Source organism: Candidatus Brocadia sapporoensis, from assembly GCF_001753675.2.
GTDB classification, from domain to species: Bacteria; Planctomycetota; Brocadiia; order Brocadiales; family Brocadiaceae; genus Brocadia; species Brocadia sapporoensis.
Genome location: NZ_MJUW02000018.1, coordinates 47,729 through 68,838, shown reverse-complemented (window position 1 = coordinate 68,838; position 21,110 = coordinate 47,729). Strand labels below are relative to the sequence as shown.

16 protein-coding genes are annotated in these 21,110 nt (G+C 44.0%); 1 reads left to right on the top strand and 15 read right to left on the bottom strand.

The genetic code is table 11. The annotated features are described in order from the left end of the window. Nucleotides 1–16 precede the first annotated feature (16 nt). The 4 genes from BIY37_RS01000 to BIY37_RS00980 form a co-directional block, all read right to left on the bottom strand. Entirely contained in the window at nt 17–214 is a 198-nt protein-coding gene (locus BIY37_RS01000; RefSeq protein ID WP_070065985.1) for a hypothetical protein, read from the bottom strand. 370 nt (nt 215–584) lie between these two features. Continuing rightward, entirely contained in the window at nt 585–1,643 is a 1,059-nt protein-coding gene (mtnA, locus tag BIY37_RS00990) for an S-methyl-5-thioribose-1-phosphate isomerase (RefSeq protein ID WP_070065983.1), read from the bottom strand. A gap of 98 nt (nt 1,644–1,741) precedes the next feature. Further along, nucleotides 1,742–2,248, bottom strand: coding sequence for a 5-(carboxyamino)imidazole ribonucleotide mutase (purE, locus tag BIY37_RS00985; protein ID WP_070065982.1), 507 nt, complete (start codon nt 2,246–2,248; stop codon nt 1,742–1,744). Nucleotides 2,249–2,266: 18 nt separating this feature from the next. Beyond that, nucleotides 2,267–3,040 (bottom strand): phosphorylase family protein, encoded by a 774-nt coding sequence (locus tag BIY37_RS00980; RefSeq protein WP_070065981.1) that lies wholly within the window; start codon nt 3,038–3,040, stop codon nt 2,267–2,269. Between the two features lie 241 nt (nt 3,041–3,281). Between BIY37_RS00980 and hpnH the strand changes: the two genes are divergently transcribed. Beyond that, complete coding sequence (hpnH, locus tag BIY37_RS00975; RefSeq protein ID WP_070065980.1) at nt 3,282–4,277, top strand: adenosyl-hopene transferase HpnH; 996 nt, start codon at nt 3,282–3,284, stop codon at nt 4,275–4,277. Nucleotides 4,278–4,318: 41 nt separating this feature from the next. Here the strand turns inward: hpnH and shc are convergent, their stop codons facing one another. The 11 genes from shc to BIY37_RS00915 form a co-directional block, all read right to left on the bottom strand. Further along, nucleotides 4,319–6,385 carry a squalene--hopene cyclase gene (shc, locus tag BIY37_RS00970; protein WP_070065979.1) on the bottom strand — a complete coding sequence of 689 codons (2,067 nt, stop codon included), beginning with the start codon at nt 6,383–6,385 and terminating at the stop codon, nt 4,319–4,321. Between the two features lie 706 nt (nt 6,386–7,091). Then, complete coding sequence (locus BIY37_RS00960; RefSeq protein ID WP_070065994.1) at nt 7,092–7,877, bottom strand: dihydropteroate synthase; 786 nt, start codon at nt 7,875–7,877, stop codon at nt 7,092–7,094. 34 nt (nt 7,878–7,911) lie between these two features. Then, nucleotides 7,912–8,871 (bottom strand): acetyl-CoA decarbonylase/synthase complex subunit delta, encoded by a 960-nt coding sequence (locus BIY37_RS00955; protein ID WP_070065977.1) that lies wholly within the window; start codon nt 8,869–8,871, stop codon nt 7,912–7,914. A gap of 96 nt (nt 8,872–8,967) precedes the next feature. Next, nucleotides 8,968–9,759 (bottom strand): nucleotide-binding protein, encoded by a 792-nt coding sequence (locus BIY37_RS00950; RefSeq protein ID WP_070065976.1) that lies wholly within the window; start codon nt 9,757–9,759, stop codon nt 8,968–8,970. Nucleotides 9,760–9,771: 12 nt separating this feature from the next. Continuing rightward, nucleotides 9,772–11,700 carry an ASKHA domain-containing protein gene (locus tag BIY37_RS00945; RefSeq protein ID WP_070065975.1) on the bottom strand — a complete coding sequence of 643 codons (1,929 nt, stop codon included), beginning with the start codon at nt 11,698–11,700 and terminating at the stop codon, nt 9,772–9,774. A 131-nt stretch (nt 11,701–11,831) separates the two neighbouring features. Continuing rightward, nucleotides 11,832–13,172 (bottom strand): acetyl-CoA decarbonylase/synthase complex subunit gamma, encoded by a 1,341-nt coding sequence (acsC, locus tag BIY37_RS00940; protein WP_070065974.1) that lies wholly within the window; start codon nt 13,170–13,172, stop codon nt 11,832–11,834. Between the two features lie 139 nt (nt 13,173–13,311). Then, entirely contained in the window at nt 13,312–13,950 is a 639-nt protein-coding gene (locus BIY37_RS00935; protein ID WP_080324756.1) for an ATP-dependent Clp protease proteolytic subunit, read from the bottom strand. A 178-nt stretch (nt 13,951–14,128) separates the two neighbouring features. Beyond that, complete coding sequence (gene acsB, locus BIY37_RS00930; RefSeq protein WP_070065973.1) at nt 14,129–16,312, bottom strand: acetyl-CoA decarbonylase/synthase complex subunit alpha/beta; 2,184 nt, start codon at nt 16,310–16,312, stop codon at nt 14,129–14,131. Between the two features lie 26 nt (nt 16,313–16,338). Next, nucleotides 16,339–18,306: an anaerobic carbon-monoxide dehydrogenase catalytic subunit gene (cooS, locus tag BIY37_RS00925; protein ID WP_070065972.1), complete on the bottom strand. Its 1,968-nt coding sequence runs from the start codon at nt 18,304–18,306 to the stop codon at nt 16,339–16,341. 163 nt (nt 18,307–18,469) lie between these two features. Then, the gene (locus tag BIY37_RS00920) at nt 18,470–19,243 is read right to left on the bottom strand and encodes an ATP-binding protein (protein WP_070065971.1); all 774 of its coding nucleotides are present in this window, start codon (nt 19,241–19,243) and stop codon (nt 18,470–18,472) included. 401 nt (nt 19,244–19,644) lie between these two features. Continuing rightward, nucleotides 19,645–20,961, bottom strand: a complete 1,317-nt coding sequence (locus BIY37_RS00915; protein WP_070065970.1) for a DUF1015 domain-containing protein — start codon at nt 20,959–20,961, stop codon at nt 19,645–19,647. Nucleotides 20,962–21,110: the final 149 nt, after the last annotated feature.

The following is a 21,110-nucleotide window of genomic DNA, read 5'->3' as shown; positions in this document are numbered from 1 at the left end:
ACGAAAAACTCCGGATTTATGGTTGTGATGGATACGATTCTACCGCTGTCGTCTCATCTGTTTCTTTTTCAGCCTCAGATTTCAGATTCTCCTGCTGCGCCTCTGCCTTACGTTTCGCTTCAGCCTTCGCCTTTGCCTCAGCCTCCGCCGCCCGCTGTTTTTGCAGGCGTTGTCTTTCTGCTTCTTTTAAGTCATATTCAAGTTCTCTGTTCAATTTATCAGGGTCTGTTTTTGAATCGTCAATGTAAATCCCTCTCGAACTTTGAAATTCAATGTCTACCCGATCCGTTCCACAGCCAAAAAAAAAACGGCAGGGAAATACTGCTCAAGAAGAGCGCTCTCAGGTAATGAGACGGTGTATTACCGTGTAAAATCTTCATTTCTTCACGGGGGGTTTTATCTCCTCCTTCGCTCCTCTTAACAGGAGGGATTTGGTTGCAGCTTTGCTGCGTTACATATAAAGCGCCCATCTGCTTGTCATTCCACCAACGTACTTTCATCTTCATATGACTGTCTGTAAAGAAACATGAAAAGGCCAATCTAAAAAATCCTGAATACACACAGGATTTCTTTGTATTTTATATTTATCTACCTGATGCTCCCAGGAGACATTGTATATTCTCACGAGAAGGGTTATGAATTATTCCCTTTTCAGTAATAATGGCGGTGATATTGCGTGCCGGAGTGACATCAAAGGCAGGATTAAAGACCTTTACTCCTTCAGGTGCAGTTCTCTTGCCAAATCCACTGGTTATTTCTTCCGGAGAACGCTCTTCGATGGGAATCTCGTCTCCGGACTTTATGCTTAAATCAAAGGTTGAAACAGGCGCTGCGACGTAAAAGGGAATGCCATGCTCCTTAGCCAGAATGGAGACACTGTACGTACCGATCTTATTTGCGGTGTCACCGTTGGCAGCGATTCGGTCCGCTCCTACAATGACGCACTGTACCTTTCCCAGCTTCATGACATGCCCTGCCATGTTATCGCAAATCAGGGTAACATCAATTCCTGCGTGAACCAGCTCCCATGCTGTTAGCCTTGCACCTTGCAGCAAGGGACGCGTTTCATCTGCATACACTTTGATATGTTTGCCTTGTTCCTTTGCCTTGAAAAGGACAGCCAGTGCGGTTCCATAATCAGCCGTTGCTAAACCTCCCGCATTACAATGGGTCAAGATACCGTTGCCGTCTTTGATAAAACCGACACCATTTTCTCCGATTTGTCTGCAAATAATCTTGTCATCATTTTGTATCCTGAGCGCTTCTTGCAGGAGCGCTTCTTTTATTTCCAGAACCGATTTATTCAAATTCTCCTGTGCAATGCGCTCCATGCGGGCAAGTCCCCAAAAGAGATTGACAGCCGTGGGCCGTGAAGCAGCTAAATAGGCAGTCACCTGTTTGAGTTCTTTCAAGAATGTTTCCGCGCTTTCCCCTTGAATATCTTTAACGCCCAGGACTACACCCATGGCACCTGCGATACCAATTGCCGGTGCGCCTCTCACCATAAGTGTCTTGATGGCGTGCCAAATGCTTTTTATATCCTCACAATAAACGAACTTTAATTCCGTAGGCAATACGGTTTGGTCAATCAGTCGGATACGACCGTTCACATCCCCTTCCCATTCTATGGTTGGTAATGGCATTTCACCTCCCTTGCGCAATATTTATCCTGATTTTGTAGTTCTGTTGAACAAACAAGAGATTTTTTCTCTGAAGTGGACCTTTTTTACAAAAACACCGACTATAACAGCCCAAATTCCATCCTCACAGCAGTATCTTTTTTTGCAACCTCATCGGCCAGCTTTTTTTTATAGAGAGCGAGTTTTTGTCTTAATTGCGGATCGGATATGCTTAATATTTGTATTGCTAATATTGCAGCATTGACGGCTCCAGACTTTCCAATCCCCATGGTTGGCACCGGAACACCTGATGGCATTTGCACCATGGAGAGGAGTGAGTCCAATCCACCCAGTCCAGATGTCGGCATGGGTACACCAATAACTGGAATAGGGGTGAGGCTGGCAATAACACCAGCCAGATGCGCTGCCCCCCCTGCGCCAGCAATAATTACATCGTAATTCCTCTCCGCCTCTACTGCATACGAATGCGCCCTCTCCGGTGACCGATGGGCTGAAATGACATTCACATCGCAGTTCACCTCAAATTCCTTGAGTACACTTATAGCTTCTTTCATCGTAGCAAGGTCAGAATCGCTACCCATCACAATCCCAATTACTTTATCTATCATGATCACCTCACAAAACCCTTATGCTAACAAAGAATTATAGATTTGTGTAATAAAATTTGGAAAGAATGCAGAAAGGGCATTTGTCGCTTGTCTGGTTTGTCTGCGAAGTCGATTCAGGTAGGGAATGCGGTGAGGCTTGTTGAACAGATATCGCGCTGTGGCAGAAATTTTCACTCTTCCCCCTTTGGTTACCATATTTTCGCAGATTTCCATATCCTCGTCCACCCCATCTGAAATTGCACGCACCACGACAAAAGGAATTCCCATGGCATTGGCCCGTTCCGCTATTGCAAAAGATTCCATGTCTACAGCAATTGCGGACGTTTGGTTTCCAATATGTTTTTTAAGAGAGGAGTGCTGGATTATTTTATCAATGGACAAGATGTCTCCACAATGTAATTTTAGGGAGTCGGTGCTGCCTAATTTAACAGCGAGTTCCACGGCTGATGCATCACAGGGCAGGGTAGCATCAATGCAGATCTCTTCTTCCGTGACTTCTCGCAGAGAATGGAGGACATGTTTTCCGATAACCAGATCACCAACACCAATTCGGGGGTTTACGCTGCCGGCAAAACCGGAGGAAACCATAAGTTGTATTTTGAAATATTTTGATAGGTGATGAATAATTTCCGACACATTTTTCCCCACCCCTGACTGAACCAGGGTTATCGGGAAACCACAAAATTCAGCCTGATAAAATGTAGCGTGAGAGTACCGGATCTTTTTTAAGATATTTACGTGTGATTTCAGAGCCGCCGCTTCTTGGCTTAATGCAAAAAACACTGCTATCATAAATCTTCCTTTTCAACAGAAACCAAGTAAATAGAATCAAATTTAGAAAAAATTTTCAATACAAATTATGAAAAAGTATCTGATTGCATCAATCACAATTATGGGTAAAACCTTACAGAGGCACACTTTTAAATAATACTTGACAGTATCATATAATTGATATAGCATTTTATACGCATGCTATAATCCGCTTGATATATTGATTTTTGCCTTAATTCATGTAAATGGAGCAGCGCCTATTATGAGGGTATCATTATCACTTAGTTCTTCTTTGACGAAATACTTGCTTAAGAACAAAATTTTATCCAAAGAAAGGTTTCCTTTGGTATTAATGCTGGAGGTTACCCATCAATGCAATCTTGCCTGTGAAGGCTGTGGCCGAATCCGGGAATATAAAGAAACGATGCGGGAGATGTTAAGCACAGAAGAGTGCATTCAGGCAGTGAAAGAGTGTCCTGCCCCTGTTGTCACCGTTACCGGCGGTGAGCCTCTGATGCATCCGGAGATTGATAAAATTATCAACGCTATTGTCAATAAAAAGAGACACGTCTATTTGTGCACAAACGGAATATTGCTTCCTGATGCAATAAAAAAACTAAAACCCAGCAAGTACTTCAATATTAATGTCCACATCGACGGACTTGCCAGCACCCATAACGCCATTGCCGGGAAAGGGGTCTTTGAACGAGCAATTCATGCAATTCAGATGGCAAAACGTGCAGGGTTTAAAGTTTGTACGAATACCACAATCTATAAAAATACCAGTGAAAAGGAGATCGACGAACTGTTCACTTTTCTCGAAGGATTAGGAGTAGACGGCATGTTGGTCTCTCCGGGGTTTAGTTTTGAACACAATGAAAACGAAGTGTTTCTTTGCCGAAATGAGATACAGGAACGCTTTGGGTTTATTTATGGGATTTCTAAAAAATACAAAATACTCAATTCTCCCTTGTATTTAAAGTTTCTGAGAGGAGAAAGATCACTCAGGTGCACACCATGGGGAAACCCAACCAGAAACTATCTAGGGTGGAAGAGTCCCTGCTATCTCATTACTGATACCCATTATAAAACCTTTAATGAATGCATGGAAAACACGGACTGGACGAAATATCAGGAAGGCAGTGACCCGCGTTGTGAAAATTGCATGATGCACTGTGGTTTTGAGCCTACCGTGGTACTGGAAGGCGGGAAGCGAATATCAGACATTATAGAAATGGTAAAATGGAACTTCCGTTAGGAAAAAAGAAACATTTGTAATTAACCCCAATTTGTTTGCGATTATTTACCTTTGAAATTTTGAATGAGATTCCGGTATCTGCTCAATGCTGTGAGCGGAAAGTAATTGCGATACATATGGTATTTCAGATAAAAGACTTTTGGAAAACCGGTTGCAGTAAATTCACTCTCATCCCAACTTCCATCTTCCTTTTGTTTGGCCAGCAAGAATTTTATCCCTTTTTCTACGGCATCAGATTTTATCTCACCGCCTACAATCAAGCCCAATAAAGCCCAGGCTGTTTGTGAAGGTGTGCTTTTGCCAATCGCCTTGAGGAACGGATCATCGTAAGATTGAATGGTTTCTCCCCATCCCCCATCAGAATTCTGGACATTTTTCAGCCAGTCAATGGCTCGCCTGATATACGAAGCATTCATGTTTTCTCCAGCCGCAGAAAGTCCGGAAAGCACAGACCACGTACCATAAATATAGTTTGCACCCCAACGCCCAAACCATGAACCATCCTTTTCTTGTTCTTTTTTAAGAAATTCTATTGCTTTTCTGACATGCTGAGAAGATTTGCCAAACCCGGTACGGCCCAAAAAGTCGAGACATCTGGCAGTAACATCACTCGTGCTGGGATCTAATAGGGCATTAAAGTCTGCAAAAGGAATATGATTTAAAATAGTTTTGTTGTTATTACGATCGAAAGCGCCCCATCCTCCGTCATCACATTGCATAGCCAGGAGCCATCGTATCCCCCGTAAAAAAGCAGCCTCCTTATGAGCTGTCTCCGGCAGTGATATCCGTTGCAACGCCATAAGCACAGCAGCACTATCATCCGTGTCGGGATAAAACTCATTTGCATATTGAAAGTACCAGCCGCTTGGCTCATCTACCTTGCATTTTAAAGACCAATCGCCAAAATTCCTTATTTCCTTGCTGAGAAGCCACTGCCCAGCCCTTTGTAATACAGGATCGGCACTGGATATCCCAGACTCGTGAAGTGCTATGACTGCCCATGCGGTATCCCATACCGGTGATACGCATGGTTGTAAATAGAGACGGTCTCCATCGTAGACAATCAGATTTTCCATCTCTTGAATCTGTTTTACCAATGCCGGATGATCATCCGGATAGCCAAGGCACTTCATAGCAAAAATCGAATTAACAATTGCAGGCCAAATGGCACCAAGTCCGCCAGATTTCTCCAAATGATCCAGCATCCATTTTTCTGCCTTGCGAAGGGCAATTCTCCGAATACATTGAATGGGCTGCCGTTCGTAGCGCCTGAAAATACTATCGGCATCAATAAAGAAATTACGCCAGCTTAAACTTGGTTGATCGCGTTTGATACGATAAACAACTTTTTCACGCGGTATCAAGTAGATCTCTTTCAGCAGATCGTCCCCAACAGGAATATGAGGTTTTTTTGCTATCGCAATAGAAAGAGGTACCACGATACATCTTGACCAGTAAGACATCTCATAGATGCTAAAGAAAAATCCAGGCGGAAACAGAATCATTTCCGCAGGAACGGCTGGCACTGCCTGCCAGTCAACCTGCCCAAACATAGCAAGATAAATCTTCGTGAAGCAATTAGCCTTCATAATGCCCCCCTTCTCGAGGATGCATTTCCTTGCCCTCTGCATGAAAGGTTCGTCCGCAGTATATCCTGCCAATTTCAAAGCAAAATAAGCCTTCACCGAAGCGCTAATTTCACTGGGCCCTCCGTAATAGATATTCCAGCCACCGTCAGAAAGCTGATGATCACGGAGGAGATTCGCAGCCATTTTCTGTTTCTTGTGATCTATTTTCCCAAGAAAATGCATAACCATGATATATTCTGCAGTTATGGTTGTGTCTGCTTCTAAAATTCCCACCCAATGCCCATCAAGCGGGTTTTGGCTCTTAAGAAGATATTGCTGTGATCTGTGTATTCCGATCTCCAAAGGATTTTTTACCGCTGATAAAGCATGGAAACCTGTTTGTATCGGCAAACTTTCAAACAGTAAATTATCTTTCGATAATTCAGGAACAGGATGCTTTCCATTCCCATTCCCATTCCCATTAAACTTATAAATACTTGTTTCCAGTCGTTCAAAAAGATTTAACAAAAAATTTCTCATGCCACAATAGTCCCCCGACAACACCCACGGTATTAATATTATTGACTTATTAAGTAGACGGTTATCATAACGTTATGAAAATCACAAAATAGCAAATTTTAAAGACGATTTCAAGAAAAACTTGCGCCGGGATGTTACTATTTTGAACACAAAACTTAAGATAGGATTTTGAGATTGGCAGGCTGTATCGTAGTTACAAAAAGACGGTACTCTTTTCCCGCGCCCAGGAAAAAAAGTTCAAGACGAAACGCATAATCAGTATCTGTTGCGAAACCATGTAATCTCATCATACTATTGAGAATAAATACATATGAGACGAACCCTTGACTTTGTAATGCAACAAACTGCCTCGCAAGCAAGATACATGACAAATCATGATACCGTGCTCGCTCCTATTTTTGTTAAGATTCCGCTTGCCCGTAAGAATAATAAAATATAAACAATTTGAGCGTCGCTTTAAGACCATCCTCTCTGTTGTCTACTTTACAGGTAAGCGGTCTGGATACCGAAATACTTCAATTCTGGCGCCGCAACGAATTCATCACATACCCGTACCAAGCCATCTGCGTTAACGTAATCTTCTATACCTTTGGATAATCAAATCTTTTAAACGATTGACACACCCACTTATGGAGGATTCAATTGCGCTTTGTCATAGAAAATAATACCGTGACTTTCCTAAGAAGAGCAACGCTTAAAGAACCCATTACTTTCTGCATGCCGTTAGATAGGAATCACTGTAAAGGTGTTGATTCATGATAATCTCTGCAGTTATTGCGGCGTCCATTAGGTCCTTGTCGAGCACATCCATTACTGCGGCATCCAATCCGTAGGAAATCCCCATCGTCAGGAACACCCTCGCCAAAAGCCTTTTTTCCTTCGTTCCCTGTGAAAAATTGCTCAGTCCCACGTTCCTATGCGGCGGAGGGTCGGAAATCATTTTGATCTGATTAAAGATATCGAACATAAGCGCTGGTTGCTTCTGGTCGACATTAATAGGAAAGAGTACGGGATCGATATATACCTTTGACAACTCGAATTCGTGCTCCACGGCCTTTTCGACGATTTTCATAGCAAATTCCATGCGCCGTGCAACATCCTGCGGAATACCGGTTTTGTCCATAGTCAGACATATCAGTGATGCATTGTATTCCTTCGCCAGGGTCATGAATTTATCCAATTCTTCCGGATCCCCTTTCGAGGAATTGATTAAAATCTCGTTCTTTGCAACCGACAATCCTGCCTTTACCACATCAAATTTCTGGCTATCAATAGCAATCGGTGTCTTTACCGTGTCCTGAACAACCTCAACCAACCATTTCATTGCTTCGGCGGGGTCAGCAGCAGCAGTGCCAACATTTACATCCAGAAAGCTTGCCCCTGCCTCTGTCTGTTTTATTGCAAGTTCCCTTACCGCCTTCGGATCTTTATTTTTTATCGCCTCTCGTACGTCTTTAAACATACCATTAATACGCTCGCCGATAGAAATCATTGTATGTTTATCCTTTCTTGAAAATTCTTCCTCTTTAATATAAACGATCAATACACTTTTTTACCGCAGCAACGGCCTTCGGATGGCTCATACGGATAATATCAACACCCGATTGCAACAAACTAACAGCCGTAATGGTCTCCCACATGGGGCCTCTTTCATCCCGTGCTCCCCATTGAGGAACTTCTTTGTCGTCCGATTTTGACTCCTTGGTTCTCCACGCCTCATGTCCAACATCGCAGATCACGGGCATAGACATCATTTTATCTCCCGTAAGTGCGGCCAGCCGTTCACGTTCCTGAATAGAATAGGTGTACTCCAGGCCGTAACCTAAGGCGCCAGTTGACTGGAACATAACGATTCGGTTGAGCGGAAAGTCCATTTCGGATACAAGAATATTGACCTGTTTTGCTATATTGATGTCTACCGGTGCCAACGTAATAAGCGCATGTCCGTCTGCCAGGCAAGTAGCGGTAAGCGTTTTGTAATTATCCTGAGTAACAACTCCCAGCAGGCAACACTCTCCTTTTGCAGCCTGACTCACCTTGGTCATAACATCATTATCCTTTTCATCATGCTCACACCCCCAAATAATCAGAGGGACACCTACTGCAGCAAGAATCGACTTTACCGTTGTCGCTGTCTCTTCTGCGGTTTTATTGCCTTTATCAGGATGAATTCCCTCCAGTTTAAGACAGATTAAATCTGCGCCATACTGTTCTACACATTTTTTTGCCCATTGTGCGGGATCGTGAAGAACGTCTGCAAAGGGCTTGGACAATGTTTCCGGCCAGTCTTCCGGCGGTACATCATAGACATCCATGGCAACCACGGGTTTTTGGCCGGGACTCCCTTCAAAATCCATAAAAGGAATACTCTTTGCGCCACCTATCGTAATGGTTTTTGTCCTGCTACCTCCTTTATCCTTTGTGGCTCCAAGGGTAATCTCATTGACAGCACCAGACCACTTGTCAGCTACATTTGGTATTTCCATTCAATTATCTCCTGCCAATCCGTTTAATATCTAAAAATCTCACTACGCCCATCCTGGCGGCGGCGAATACACAAACAAAAATTCTCCTTTTTTGCACTATGTATGGCCAGTCGCTATTTTCCCGAGCATACTTGCCGGCAAATGTTTCTGCAGAAACTTCCCTAGTTTTTGATATAACTCATTTTCACGGGAAATTTCAAACACCGAGGCTCCGCACGCCGCAGTATCATAAACCTCCTGGTCAAAGGGAAGTATTGCAGATATTTCAATCCCCATGCTATCCAGCTTCTGCTGAAGATTTTCATGAATACCATTCCTGGGCACCCGGTTTAAGATACAGCACTTTTGCCTGATCGTAACAGGAAGTGAATCGGCTAATGCGAGGATCCTTTGTAAGGTCAGCGCACCAACAATCGTTGGTTCACTTACGATCAGCAGGAGATCCACATTATTCGTTGTCCTGCGCGAGAGATGCTCCATTCCAGCCTCATTGTCCGTAATAACAAATGGATACGTTGTTCCCACTTTATCCAGGTATTTACGAAGGAGATTATTCACATAGCAATAACACTTCGGCCCTTCCGGCCTGCCCATTGTTAAAAGATCGAATTTTTCCTTTTCAATGATAGATTCCTCAATGGCATACTCAATATACCGATCCTTTGACATCCCGGAAAAATCAACTTTTTTCTCCACAATGTCTTCACGGAGATCAGCAACGGTGCTTTGCACATGAAGACCAAGCAATGAGCCGAGGGACGCATTCGGATCAGCGTCTACTGCAGACACCGGCTTGCCAACCTCTTCAGTAATATATCGGATAATAAGGGCTGAAAGGGTTGATTTCCCTGTTCCTCCCTTTCCTGCAACTGCAATGTGAAAAGCCATACAAATTCCTCTTTATGAAACCATCAGTTCCTCTGCAACAGATGGAAATTTTTCTATATCCGTATGCGGCAGAAAATTTGCCGATACATACTCCTCCATATATTTATTATTGCACATGAGGTCAAAATATGTCATTCTCGACGCAATGACTCTGGCAACCTCATAAGCATCTTTTGCAAGGAGAGCCATTTTTGCACCAAGCACTGAAGTATTCCCCACAAATTGCACCTTTGAGGCAGATACGTCAGGGAGCATCCCAATCGTGATTGCACTCCGCACATCCAGATAATTTCCGAATCCTCCGGCAAGGTAGAGTTGTTCAATGTTATTAGGCTCCATTCCCATGGATTCAAGTAAGGTAGAAATTGCCGAATAGATCGCAGCTTTTGACCGCAAGAGATTCTGAATATCAGCCTGGGTAATAACAATATCCCGTTTTGTAGAGGTTTCACTTCTGTCAACGAGAATAAATTCGTATCCATTATCCGTTCTTCTTAAACGGTCTGAGTTTATCCCTTTTTGAAAATTACCAGTCCGGTCTATGACTCCGCTTCTGACAAGATTAGCAAGACAGTCTAAAAGCCCTGAGCCACAAATACCGCTCGCCGGAGCGTCTCCAATGGTTTTGTAAGAAACATCATAATTTTTCCTGATCGTCAACTTTTCTATAGCGCCCTTCGCCGCACGGGTACCACAGGAGATACCACTGCCTTCAAAGGAAGGGCCGGCCGATGCAGAACAGCACACCATCCAATCTTTATTACCCAGCACGATCTCGCCATTCGTGCCGATATCGATAAGCAATGATAACATCTCCGCTTTGTCCAGCCGGATTGCCAAAGCGCCGGAAGAAATATCCCCGCCCACATAAGCTCCAACACACGGAAGATTATAGAGCAAGCCATTGTTGTTGATTTTCATTCCCACTTCATGCGCTCTCAAAGGTGGTACAAAGCTCGCCGCTGGAAGATATGGCTCTTTCCTGATATTTGTAGGGTCCAATCCTATCAGGAAGTGGGTCATTACCGTGTTTCCCGCACAAACTACCGCATTAATATCATGAATCGTGAGATGATTTCTTTTGACCAAGGTGAAAACAAGATGGTTAATATCTTCAATCAACACCTCCTGCATGATATCCATGGCGGTGTTTTCAGCAGCATAGATAATCCTCTGAATGTAATCGTCTCCGTATTTAATCTGAGAATTATAAGTCGCTTCAATATCTATCGTCTCTCCACGGGAAAGATTCAGAAGATGAGCGACTACCGTGGTTGTTCCCACGTCAACCGCAACACCATAGTTTCCTTCCCTGGTATCGCCACCTTGTATTTCAATAATCTCAACCGAAGAGCCTCTGTATCCCAGCGTTACTGTAACCTTCCAGTCGCTACTCCTTAAAATACCCGGAAGGCATTTGAGGACATCAAAATTTATAGTTAACTTTTCCAGAGAGACATCGGTTTTCATCATAATCCCTCTGCAGAGTCGCTCATAATCTGCCATACTATCATCCAACGTTGGCTGCGGCAGTTCAAGATACACTTTATTTACCAAAGGTTCTCGCCGGAAATGTTCTACTCGAGAGGTGGCTGCAGCCAGGGATCCTGAAAATTGCGGAAATTCACCAGCAAGGATTTGACTTTTATCAAGCTTCGATTCTTCGGGAATAATTACTTCCAGGTTGCCCATTACCTTCGTACTACATGCAAGGACAAACCCCTTTTGCGCTTCCGATACTGAGATATGTGTCGTGGGCATGCTTTCAATCATGCCGGAACCAAGAATCACCTTACACTTACCACACGTGCCGTCGCCACCGCAGAGGGCGTTTATAAACAAATCCCCCTTATACGCAGCATCGAGGATTGTTTTCCCCTTTTCAATCTCTACGGTAACATCAACGGGAAAGAAATGTACTTTACTGTGTGAGTTTTCCATATGTTGGACCTGAAGTGAAAATCCGTAAACAGCTTATTGTTTAACTCGTATAACCTTCTCTTTTTAACCTATAGTTGACCTCTCTCTTCGCACTTTTCGAGAGAGACTTATTTGCAGATTTTTGACGTATGTTACGATTTCCATACCGTTTTCAGATATGAAGGGAGTCCGGATGCCTCCCTGGGGCCTACCAGAATTTCCCACCCAAGGGTCTCCTGAAGTTTTCCGGACATTACTGCAACGAGGCCTGGAATTATCAGCTTCTTGTGCTTTACCTTGGTATCAACCTGCGCGTCCGTCATAGCCTTTGCTACAGCCTTATCGTTTAATTTATCCCCTGAGTACGCAGTTAATACAGAAGTCCCGCCCGTATCGACCGATAAAATATATGCAGGGATCCGGCTCGATTCAACCTCTCCCTCAACCGTGTAATAGGTAAGCGAAAAATTCGTGGTAAATAATACAGGAGAATCGTCCTTGACATCACCAACGGCATACAATCGTGGCTCCACCTGTATAGGCTTTTGCGGGTCTGTAAAGATATTAGTCCTGGCGGTAAGCAAGGGCATAATTGCCCATGGTTCGCATACATTCACCGCAACAATGCCGGCGTACTTCAGCAGATAGGTGCTCGCCAGCGCAATTTCCTGGAATGCATCTTCATCATTTACAAAGGTAATCATGGGGAATCCAAGGTCACGGAAGTTCTTCTTCAAGGCAAGACGTCTCACTTTGGTCAGTTTTTGCAGCACCTCTTTGGGATTATTACCACTTACATCTAACACAATTTCTTCAACACCCGCCTTCTTAGCACGTTCTGCAAGATCAACAAACTCCTCAAGGGTCTGAGCCGCTATAGTCATCGGGCACTTCTTTTCATGTGCAAGAGCTGCCATCGCCTCACAATTCCCTGCACTGGCTCCATGAATCAGAGGCCTCTTTTCTGCGCATTTTTGCAAGGCAGCTTTCATGTTGTCGACGGATGAACTACTTAAAATAATATTCAGGTGAGACCCATCGCTTACCTTTTTTGCCGTATCAGCAAATTTATCTGCTGTATTACTCTTATTTATGATGACAATCAGATCGATCTCGATTTCTGTACCAACACGCGCCATCTTTAAGCTGTTAATTTTTTTCAAACGATCGTTAAAAGCAGCTTCATCCAAGTCATCATGAATAGTAACGGCAACGCCCGTGGGATGATAAAATTTCTCTTCGTGCCTGAACAGGACATTTTCCTCACCAATCTGAACCTGCCTCGCTCCGGTGCCAACCGTCACGAGTTTAATGGGAGGGGCTGCAGCAGCTCCCAGTACCTTCTTCGCCTCTTCACTTACATCCGGACAATCTGACAGGTTTGCCTTTTTCTGTGCCAATTGCATTGCAAATGCCAGACAGGTAGGCCTTCCACACTTTTTGCAATTTGTTTTTGGAAGGAGTTTGTAAATGTCTAATCCTGTTAGTGCCATTCTCTACTATCCTTTCAAATTAAAGAAACTTGCGCAGTATCAAACAAAGAAACATCCATTCGTCCTTAATCGCAAAAGAAGGATGTCAATTTGATAACACAAAAAAATCTTCATATGATATTGCGCAATCACCATAGAATTATGCTTTTAAATCGTCGCTTGTCTGTATAATTTTCCTGACTAATCCATATTTGAAAGCCTCTTCAGCAGACATCCAGAAATTTCTCTTGGTATCTGTCTCCACCTTTTCCAGAGGCTGTCCCGTCTCAACAGAAATCAAACGGTTAATCTTTTCACGACATTTAAGGATTTCGCTAGCCTCTATTTGAATGTCGGCTGCAGTACCATGGATACCTGTGGAAGGCTGATGAATAAGCACACGGGCGTTGGGCAAACTAAAACGATTTTCCTTTTTTGCACCAAGCAAGATAATCACTGCTGCGCTGGCGGCGACACCTGCACAGATCGCTTTTACTTTGGGTTTTATAAATCGCATCATATCATAGATTGCAAAACCAGCATCAGCATCTCCTCCCGGAGAATTAATGAACATTTTAATGTCTTCATCGCTTTCTCCTTCAAGAAGGATAAGCTGGGTCATGATCTGTTGCGCCATTTTCTTACTCACCTCGTCTGAAACCATGACCGTGCGCGTCTTTAGCAATCTTGCAATCAGATCGCCTCCGGAGCGTTTTTCCTTTTCTTCACCACCACTTTCATCCTGCATACGCACCACCTGCCTCTTTCCTGCGAAGGGTATTGGCATATCAAAGATCATGTATCGACTCCACAAATTAAAAATAGATAAATTTAGTCATCCACACAGCCGAAAAAAATCAGCCTTTGCCCTTTTCTCTTTTATAGAAAAGAGTAGAAGGGAGATAATAATCGGCATCATCCAAATCCTGTTTTTCCTTTTCCGGTGTCGTCTTGTAAACGGGATACCCCATTATTCCCTAAAACATTGGCGCCATAGCAAGCGCCGGATGATTCACTTTTTGCATATATGCCAGCACTTCATCTTCGGTCTGGGCAACTGTTTCATCGGCTATTTTATTGAGAAAATCATCGAGGCCTAGTTCCTCCGCAGTCTTGACCAGTGTCTCTGTCAGCTCTTCCTTCAGAGCCTTGGGCATCCATACAACACGGCCCAACCCACCGTCTGCCGAAATAAACTTTCTGCTGCCCAAATAAAACTTGCTGTGGCCCATAAAGCCAGGGGTCTGCAAACCACCGCCAACCGTTCCGGCAAGCGTAGAAAATTTCATGCCGCATGGGGTCATTTCGGTAAAGTCGCGGTCTACCACCATGATACCATTAGTTGCGGGCAACATAGCTGAAATACATTCAAAACAGCCGCAACTAGTCATCGGGTCTGTCATAATACTATACAAACTCACCTTCTCCAGAGACCGGTTTGAACCATTGAAAATAAACGAATTTGTGCCTTCCCACTGACCAAGTCTTTCGTCAACGGTTTTTCCTCTTTCTATAGGCTGGTTTGGCCCCGTTGGATTTATCTCGTAACCCGCCTTGCCATCGAGCCAACTGACGGAGCCACAAAGGCCGGAGCGTTCCGGAGTAACAACACAAATATGGGTGGGAGCAAAACTTTGACAGAGCGTACAGCTATAAAATAAATTTACCGAGTCATCCGTCATACCCTTTAACCGCGCATCACGTTCTGCATAGGCAGCACGCACATCATTTAATACCTTTTCCACATCTTCTCTTTTTGTGTAAAAAGTAACCTGAACCTTATCAACAATAGCCCCGAAATTGTTATGGAACTGAGAGTGAATAATACTGCCGATGTGCTTGATCCTGAACCCTGACTTAAAGGCTTCTTTGCTGATACGATGACGAATGATATCCCTTTGCCCCATGTGAAACAACCCCTGGGCTTCACCGAGAAACCGATGCATCTGTCGTTCAAAGATTGGTTCGAAATCGGGCTGCATCTTTCTTCCAGCCACTTCAACCATAATGCCAATTGATACCCCAGGACCAGGCTTAATTTCGTCAAGATCGGGTCCAATAACCTGTATCTTACCGTCCTCTATCTCGTCAATTTCTTTGGTGCACACATATTCAAAGGCTGGGACGCCGGGGCCGCCAATCTCAATCTGCATATCCTCTTTTCTAATACGCTCACCTTCGAAGGCCGGACCGTAAGGCACAGGAATATCCATTTTATGGATAGAAACCTTCAAGCCGCGAACTTCAACACATTTATCCACAATCTTATCAACCGGCACTCGGGAGACAACATGTTCATAGGTACAAACACCCGTCGGCAATATCTCCGGGATGTCAATGTTCGAAATTGTAGGAAACCCGTAATTTATGGCACCAGCAGCATTGGCATACTGTTCATCGGTTACTGCAGTCCCTATTGCCATGACAAAGGCAAAAATACGGTTCTTATTGTATAAGAGGTTTCTTCTAAAATCGCCCGGTGGTACATTTCCAAAAGAAAGTGCTGCCCTATTTGCAAAACCGAGGGCATACACCGCTGCGGAAGTTTCTTTCCCGAATGGCACGAGCCTTGTGTCCCAACCCATCTGGACGCCCTTTTCAGCCAACTGCTCGGCAAAAGATATCCCAAGGTTGTCTGACTGTATAAAAACGTAAAGGTTCTTTTGCTGTAACTCTCTTGCAATTTTTACAGCTGCGTCCGCGTCAGGTGCACATCCAACAATAGCGGCAAATCCCGGCGCAGTACCATCCACGAACTCAATTCCACGTTCGCGCATAATAACATCGCTTGCCGCTCCCAACCATATCCCGTCAACCGGATGGGGCCCAATCAAATATTTACACGCCTCATACACCTCCTCGGCAAAAAGAGTGGCCATACCTGCATCCAAGGTATGCCCCAGATATGGCACCCAGTGGTGTTCCACGGGAAGCGGGGGCAGCATGCTCCGAGCCATACCCAGCACTTGAGCACAATCTTCCAGGGTTTTTACAGCAATACCTGTCATTGAATAAATAATAGGTAAGTAATAGGCCGTATTAGGAAATTCAACTTTACAATCACGCCCTTTTTGCTCAATTGCTTCAGCCAGTTTTTTATCAGCTTTATCAACAATCTGATATGCACCGCGAATAGCGGCGGAACATATAATTTTTGACATAAAAATTATCCCCTCTTAATTTCCCATTAATGATGTCCACCTGGAGTAGGCTTACACTCCCTTTCCAACGCTCTTCTTTCAGCCATATCGTAAAGTTTTCTTTCCTTTTTCACGTTTATACCGAGCGCATCTCTCTTCTTTTCTATATGATCCATCACCATTCTGGCGATTTTTTTGAAATCCTTTTCAAAATCCCACGTGGCGCCAACCAACTCTTCCATTTCACTGGTTAACAGCCTTTGCATATCAGGCGCACCTGCTACCGGAGAATTTGTACCAAAAACCGTGTATACGCCCGAAGCAACAAAATACTGGCCAATGGCTATTGCCTTTTCGCTCATCCATTCAAGGCATACCCCTGCGACAGGCAAATCGCTTATATCATTTCCCAAGCCTCCCTCTTTTGCCATTTCCGACACTGCTATAAGAATACGACTGTTATCGACACAAGCGCCGGAATGCAGTACGGGCGGTATGCCTACTGCCTCACAAACCTCTTTGAGCCCCGCACCGCACACATCTTTCATTTCAGGGATCATTAATCCCCCATCAGCACATTGTCCAGCAGCACAACCTGTCGCTACCACCAATATATCATTTGCTATCAACTCCTTTGCCAGATTTACATACGAAGTTTCACCCAATCCAATTTTGGGACTCGTACAACCGGCAATACCAACGACCCCCCGGATTCTTCCATTTATTATATTGTCGTTTAGAGGCCTGTAACTCGCCCTAAACCTTCCACCCAGCATATACTTAATTGTTTCATGACTAAAACCAGCAACAATATTAGGCTCTGCGCCACCGGGGATAAACACCTTCTTATTGTCACGATTTTTGTAGTTCTCAATAGCCATAAACAGAATCTTCTTTGCTGCCTCAATGGCATGCTCATCACTAAACTCTACGTGCTCTGCGCCAAATATTTTCGCTTTCGACAGCGTCGTTACTATCTTCGTATGGAAATGTTTTGCCGTCTCTACAATTGCCTGCATTACACATTGTATATCCACGACCATTAACTCCACCACACCTGTAGAAATCGCTGGCTCCTGCATTGTCATATGCCCAGCCATAGGAATTCCATGCCTGACAAGGAGTTCATTTGCCGTACAACACAGACCTGCAACCACCACCCCTTTGGCTCCTGTTGCAAGAACTGCCTTGGTAACCTCCGGATCGCTGGAAGCCAAAACTACCGCCTCTGCAAGTTGTGGTTCGTGACCATGAACAATCAGATTCACAAAATCTTTCTTAAGAACACCCATACTTGATCTTCCCTGAACGGGCTTGGGAGTGCCGAACAGGATGTCCTGTAATTCCGTCGCTATCATACTGCCGCCCCAGCCATCCGCCAGCGCAACACGCATGGCCTGTTTCGTCAGATTTCTATAGTCCTGATCGCCGCCTATTCCTGTTCTATGGAAACTTTCACACACCTCCCTATCTATAGCCCTGGACGCAATACCAATTTTTTCCCATATTTTTTGGCGCGCCTCTGGCGCTCTTTTTAGAAACAACAGAGTGCCATAGGGTTTTCCAAACTCCATCAGCGCCATCTCGCCTACCTCTTCAGCAATTTCATTAATCTTTCGATCCTTCGTCTTTATCCCGAAACACTCAGCAACCATCATCAGCTTATCGACGTCTTTGATCCTGTAGCCAGGAGCTTCTCCTCGCGCTGTAGCAACCAAAAGATGCGCCACCGCACGCCCGTGATCTGAGTGGCAGGCAGTCCCCGCACCGCTCATTCTCAGAAAGTGCCTTGCAGCAAAGGTATTGGCATCAGCGCCACAAATACCCTTCTTTGGCCCCTTGCCGAAAGGGTCGATATTACAAGGTCCATAGTTACAATGCCGACAGCATAACGCCAGACTACCATATCCACATTGCGGAAGCTGAGCCTGATACCTATCATACATTGTTTCCACTTTCATTTCTTTCATTCTATCATGCATCACCTGATCTATGTTTTTCTGTTTTTCTTCCATAATTTATAACCCTCCTTTGCTATATCCGCGAATACCACTCCGACTGCATTAAGACGTAATCTGCCAGTGCGCCAGATTACATATCCAGCACTCTCATGTGTAGCAATATAGAACAATACATTATAAAAATATACACATCGAAATCAAGAGAAAATAGAAACTTTTACGTTCCTTTTGTACTCTGCACCAAATTCTCTTTTATTTGTCTTACTTCTGACAGCAACTGATCATTTTCTGCGAAGACCGCCCTCCCCACAATGTCCGATTCAAGAATCTTATCATTGTAAGAAATAAACCCTAAGACAGGGATATTATTGAGTCCATTTTTAATCAGCGATTTATGTTCATCGGATGCCACCTTATTTCCAACGGCGTAAATCGACTTAAGGCCTATATCGTCAGCGAGTTTTTTTACCTGAAAAGCCGTCTGGATACTCTTGGAACCCGGCTCTACTATGACAATCAACGCATTTACCGCACGCACGGTAGCACGGCCAAGGTGTTCTACTCCAGCTTCCATATCCACGATTACCACCTCATCTCTTTGCACGATAAGGTGACTCAGCAATGCCCTCAAAAAAGCGCTTTCGGGGCAAGCACACCCGCCGCCTCCCCGCTTTATTGCCCCTAACACCAGCAGCCTTATGCCTTCATGTTCCAGAGAGAGTTTTTCAGGCAAATCTGTAACCTTGGGGTTTAATGAAAAAAACTTTCCATACTCATCAGAGGCACCGGTACGCTCCTTGATTAAGTCTTTCATCTGGCTAATCGGAACAATTTCTGATACATTTTTCATACCCAACGTTACTGCCAAATTGGCTACCGGGTCTGCATCTATTGCAATGACCTTTTTCCCGTTTTCCGCAAAAACCCTTGCCAGAGCAGCAACAAAAGTTGTCTTCCCAACACCGCCTTTCCCTGAAACTGCGATCTTCATAATATCATCACCTTTATCTCTCTGTTGATTTATGTAATCATTACAAATTAGTAGTAATTATATCATGATTTCAAAATATTTATATAAGAAAAATTTCAAGAAATTATTTTTTGTCCATAAAAGTTCGGCAAGGCATGATTCTGGTGCTTGCACGAAAACCAGATGAAGACGGATAATACGAAGAAGGCAAAAAAGAATTGAATAAATGAAACAGAAGAGATGCACTTGTGGCGAGAAATAAAGGTTTCGCGACCAGCGACAGAAAAGATATTTGTCTATGAACTTTGCAGTGCAATTGAACAAAAGGGGTCCGTCTTGTTAAACAAGATAGGCTCTATTCTCATTTTAGGCATGATTTACTGAAGCCGTGCAGTTACAAATTCATGTTGCCCTTTAAAGCATTAGATAGAATTCAGGCTATTTATCACAATGCCTGTTATTAATTTCGGATAAAAATATGTTGACTTAGGGGGCATGACCTTACGTGCTGTAGCAATTTCTCTGACTTGTTCAATACGGGTAGGCCTAAGAAAGAATGCCAGTTGATACTGTCCAGACTTCACGAGCGATACGGCTTCTGTCTCCTCCTTCACATATTTCACATAATCTTTCAAGGTTACGTCGTTGGAATCTATACCCAACACCTTGTTTATTATCGCACCGTGAAGGATACCCGCATCCAAATGTCGCCACTCGGGATGGTCTTTGGCAAATACCGCGTCAAGGAGTTTTTCGTTGCTCAGTTGCAATTTATAATAGGTATCGTCCTGACCGACATACATGATAAAAGCGTGGCCTTTGGTCTCATTGCTGAGGCTTGACATGAAATCCTCTACGCTGCACCCCCTGCCTAACCGCTCGACTTTAAAAGACTCTTGTATCGATTGTAGAATCCGGTCAAAGCGATAATCCTTTATATTCCGTACAAGCCTATGGGCAGGCAATATCTTCAGCCCATTATTATTCATTGACACGCATACCATCATCACATAATCCGAAGGCAGTTCCGCCCCGGTTCCGCCATTTTCTTTCCGCATCTGTTCTTTATAGACCAACGCAGTCTCATACCGGTGGTGTCCGTCTGCAATAAAAAGCGGTTTCTCCTTCATAAGGGCAACCAATCTGTTAATCGTGTGCTTTTCCTTGATTACCCAAAGTTTATTTTTCACCCCGGTATCATCTACAAAATCCACATCGGATTTTGTAGATGATATAGTAGACAAATAACTATCGATCTCATTATTCTCATCGGGAAAAAGGGCAAAGATAGAGCTGAGATTTGCCCGGCATGACTGGGTAAGTTTCAAGCGGTCAGCCTTTGGGCCAGGGAGTGTCTGCTCATGGGGATAAATATCTCCTTTATCAAAAGGTTCCAGCTTTACCAGCGCAACAAAGCCTCTCCGGACCAGCCACTTGTTACCAGACAAAAATTCCTGATCATAAATATAAATCGCAGGGGCGTCTTCCTGTTTAAGGATACCATTTTCCCTCCAACTCTTGAGAAATTCAGCAGCGCGGGTATATTTGTTGGATTCTTCGGTATCGCCGGGAAAATCCTTTCCCAAATCCAGGCGGATGATATTATTCGGGTGAATCTGATAAAATCTCTCTTGTTCCTGAGGCGAAATTACATCATACGGTGGCGTCACAACGGACGCCATGCCCGTAATGACATCTTGATTATACCGCAATCCCCGAAACGGTTTTATAATAGCCATAGTAAATTTATGATTTTTGATCTTTATATTCCATGTCGTTCACCTGTGTGTTTACGACAAAGTCCAAAATCGTAAGTCTGAAGTAAGAAATTCCCCACTTCGTTCAAATGCCATCCTGGGGCATTAAGATTCTTCGGCTTCATTTCAGA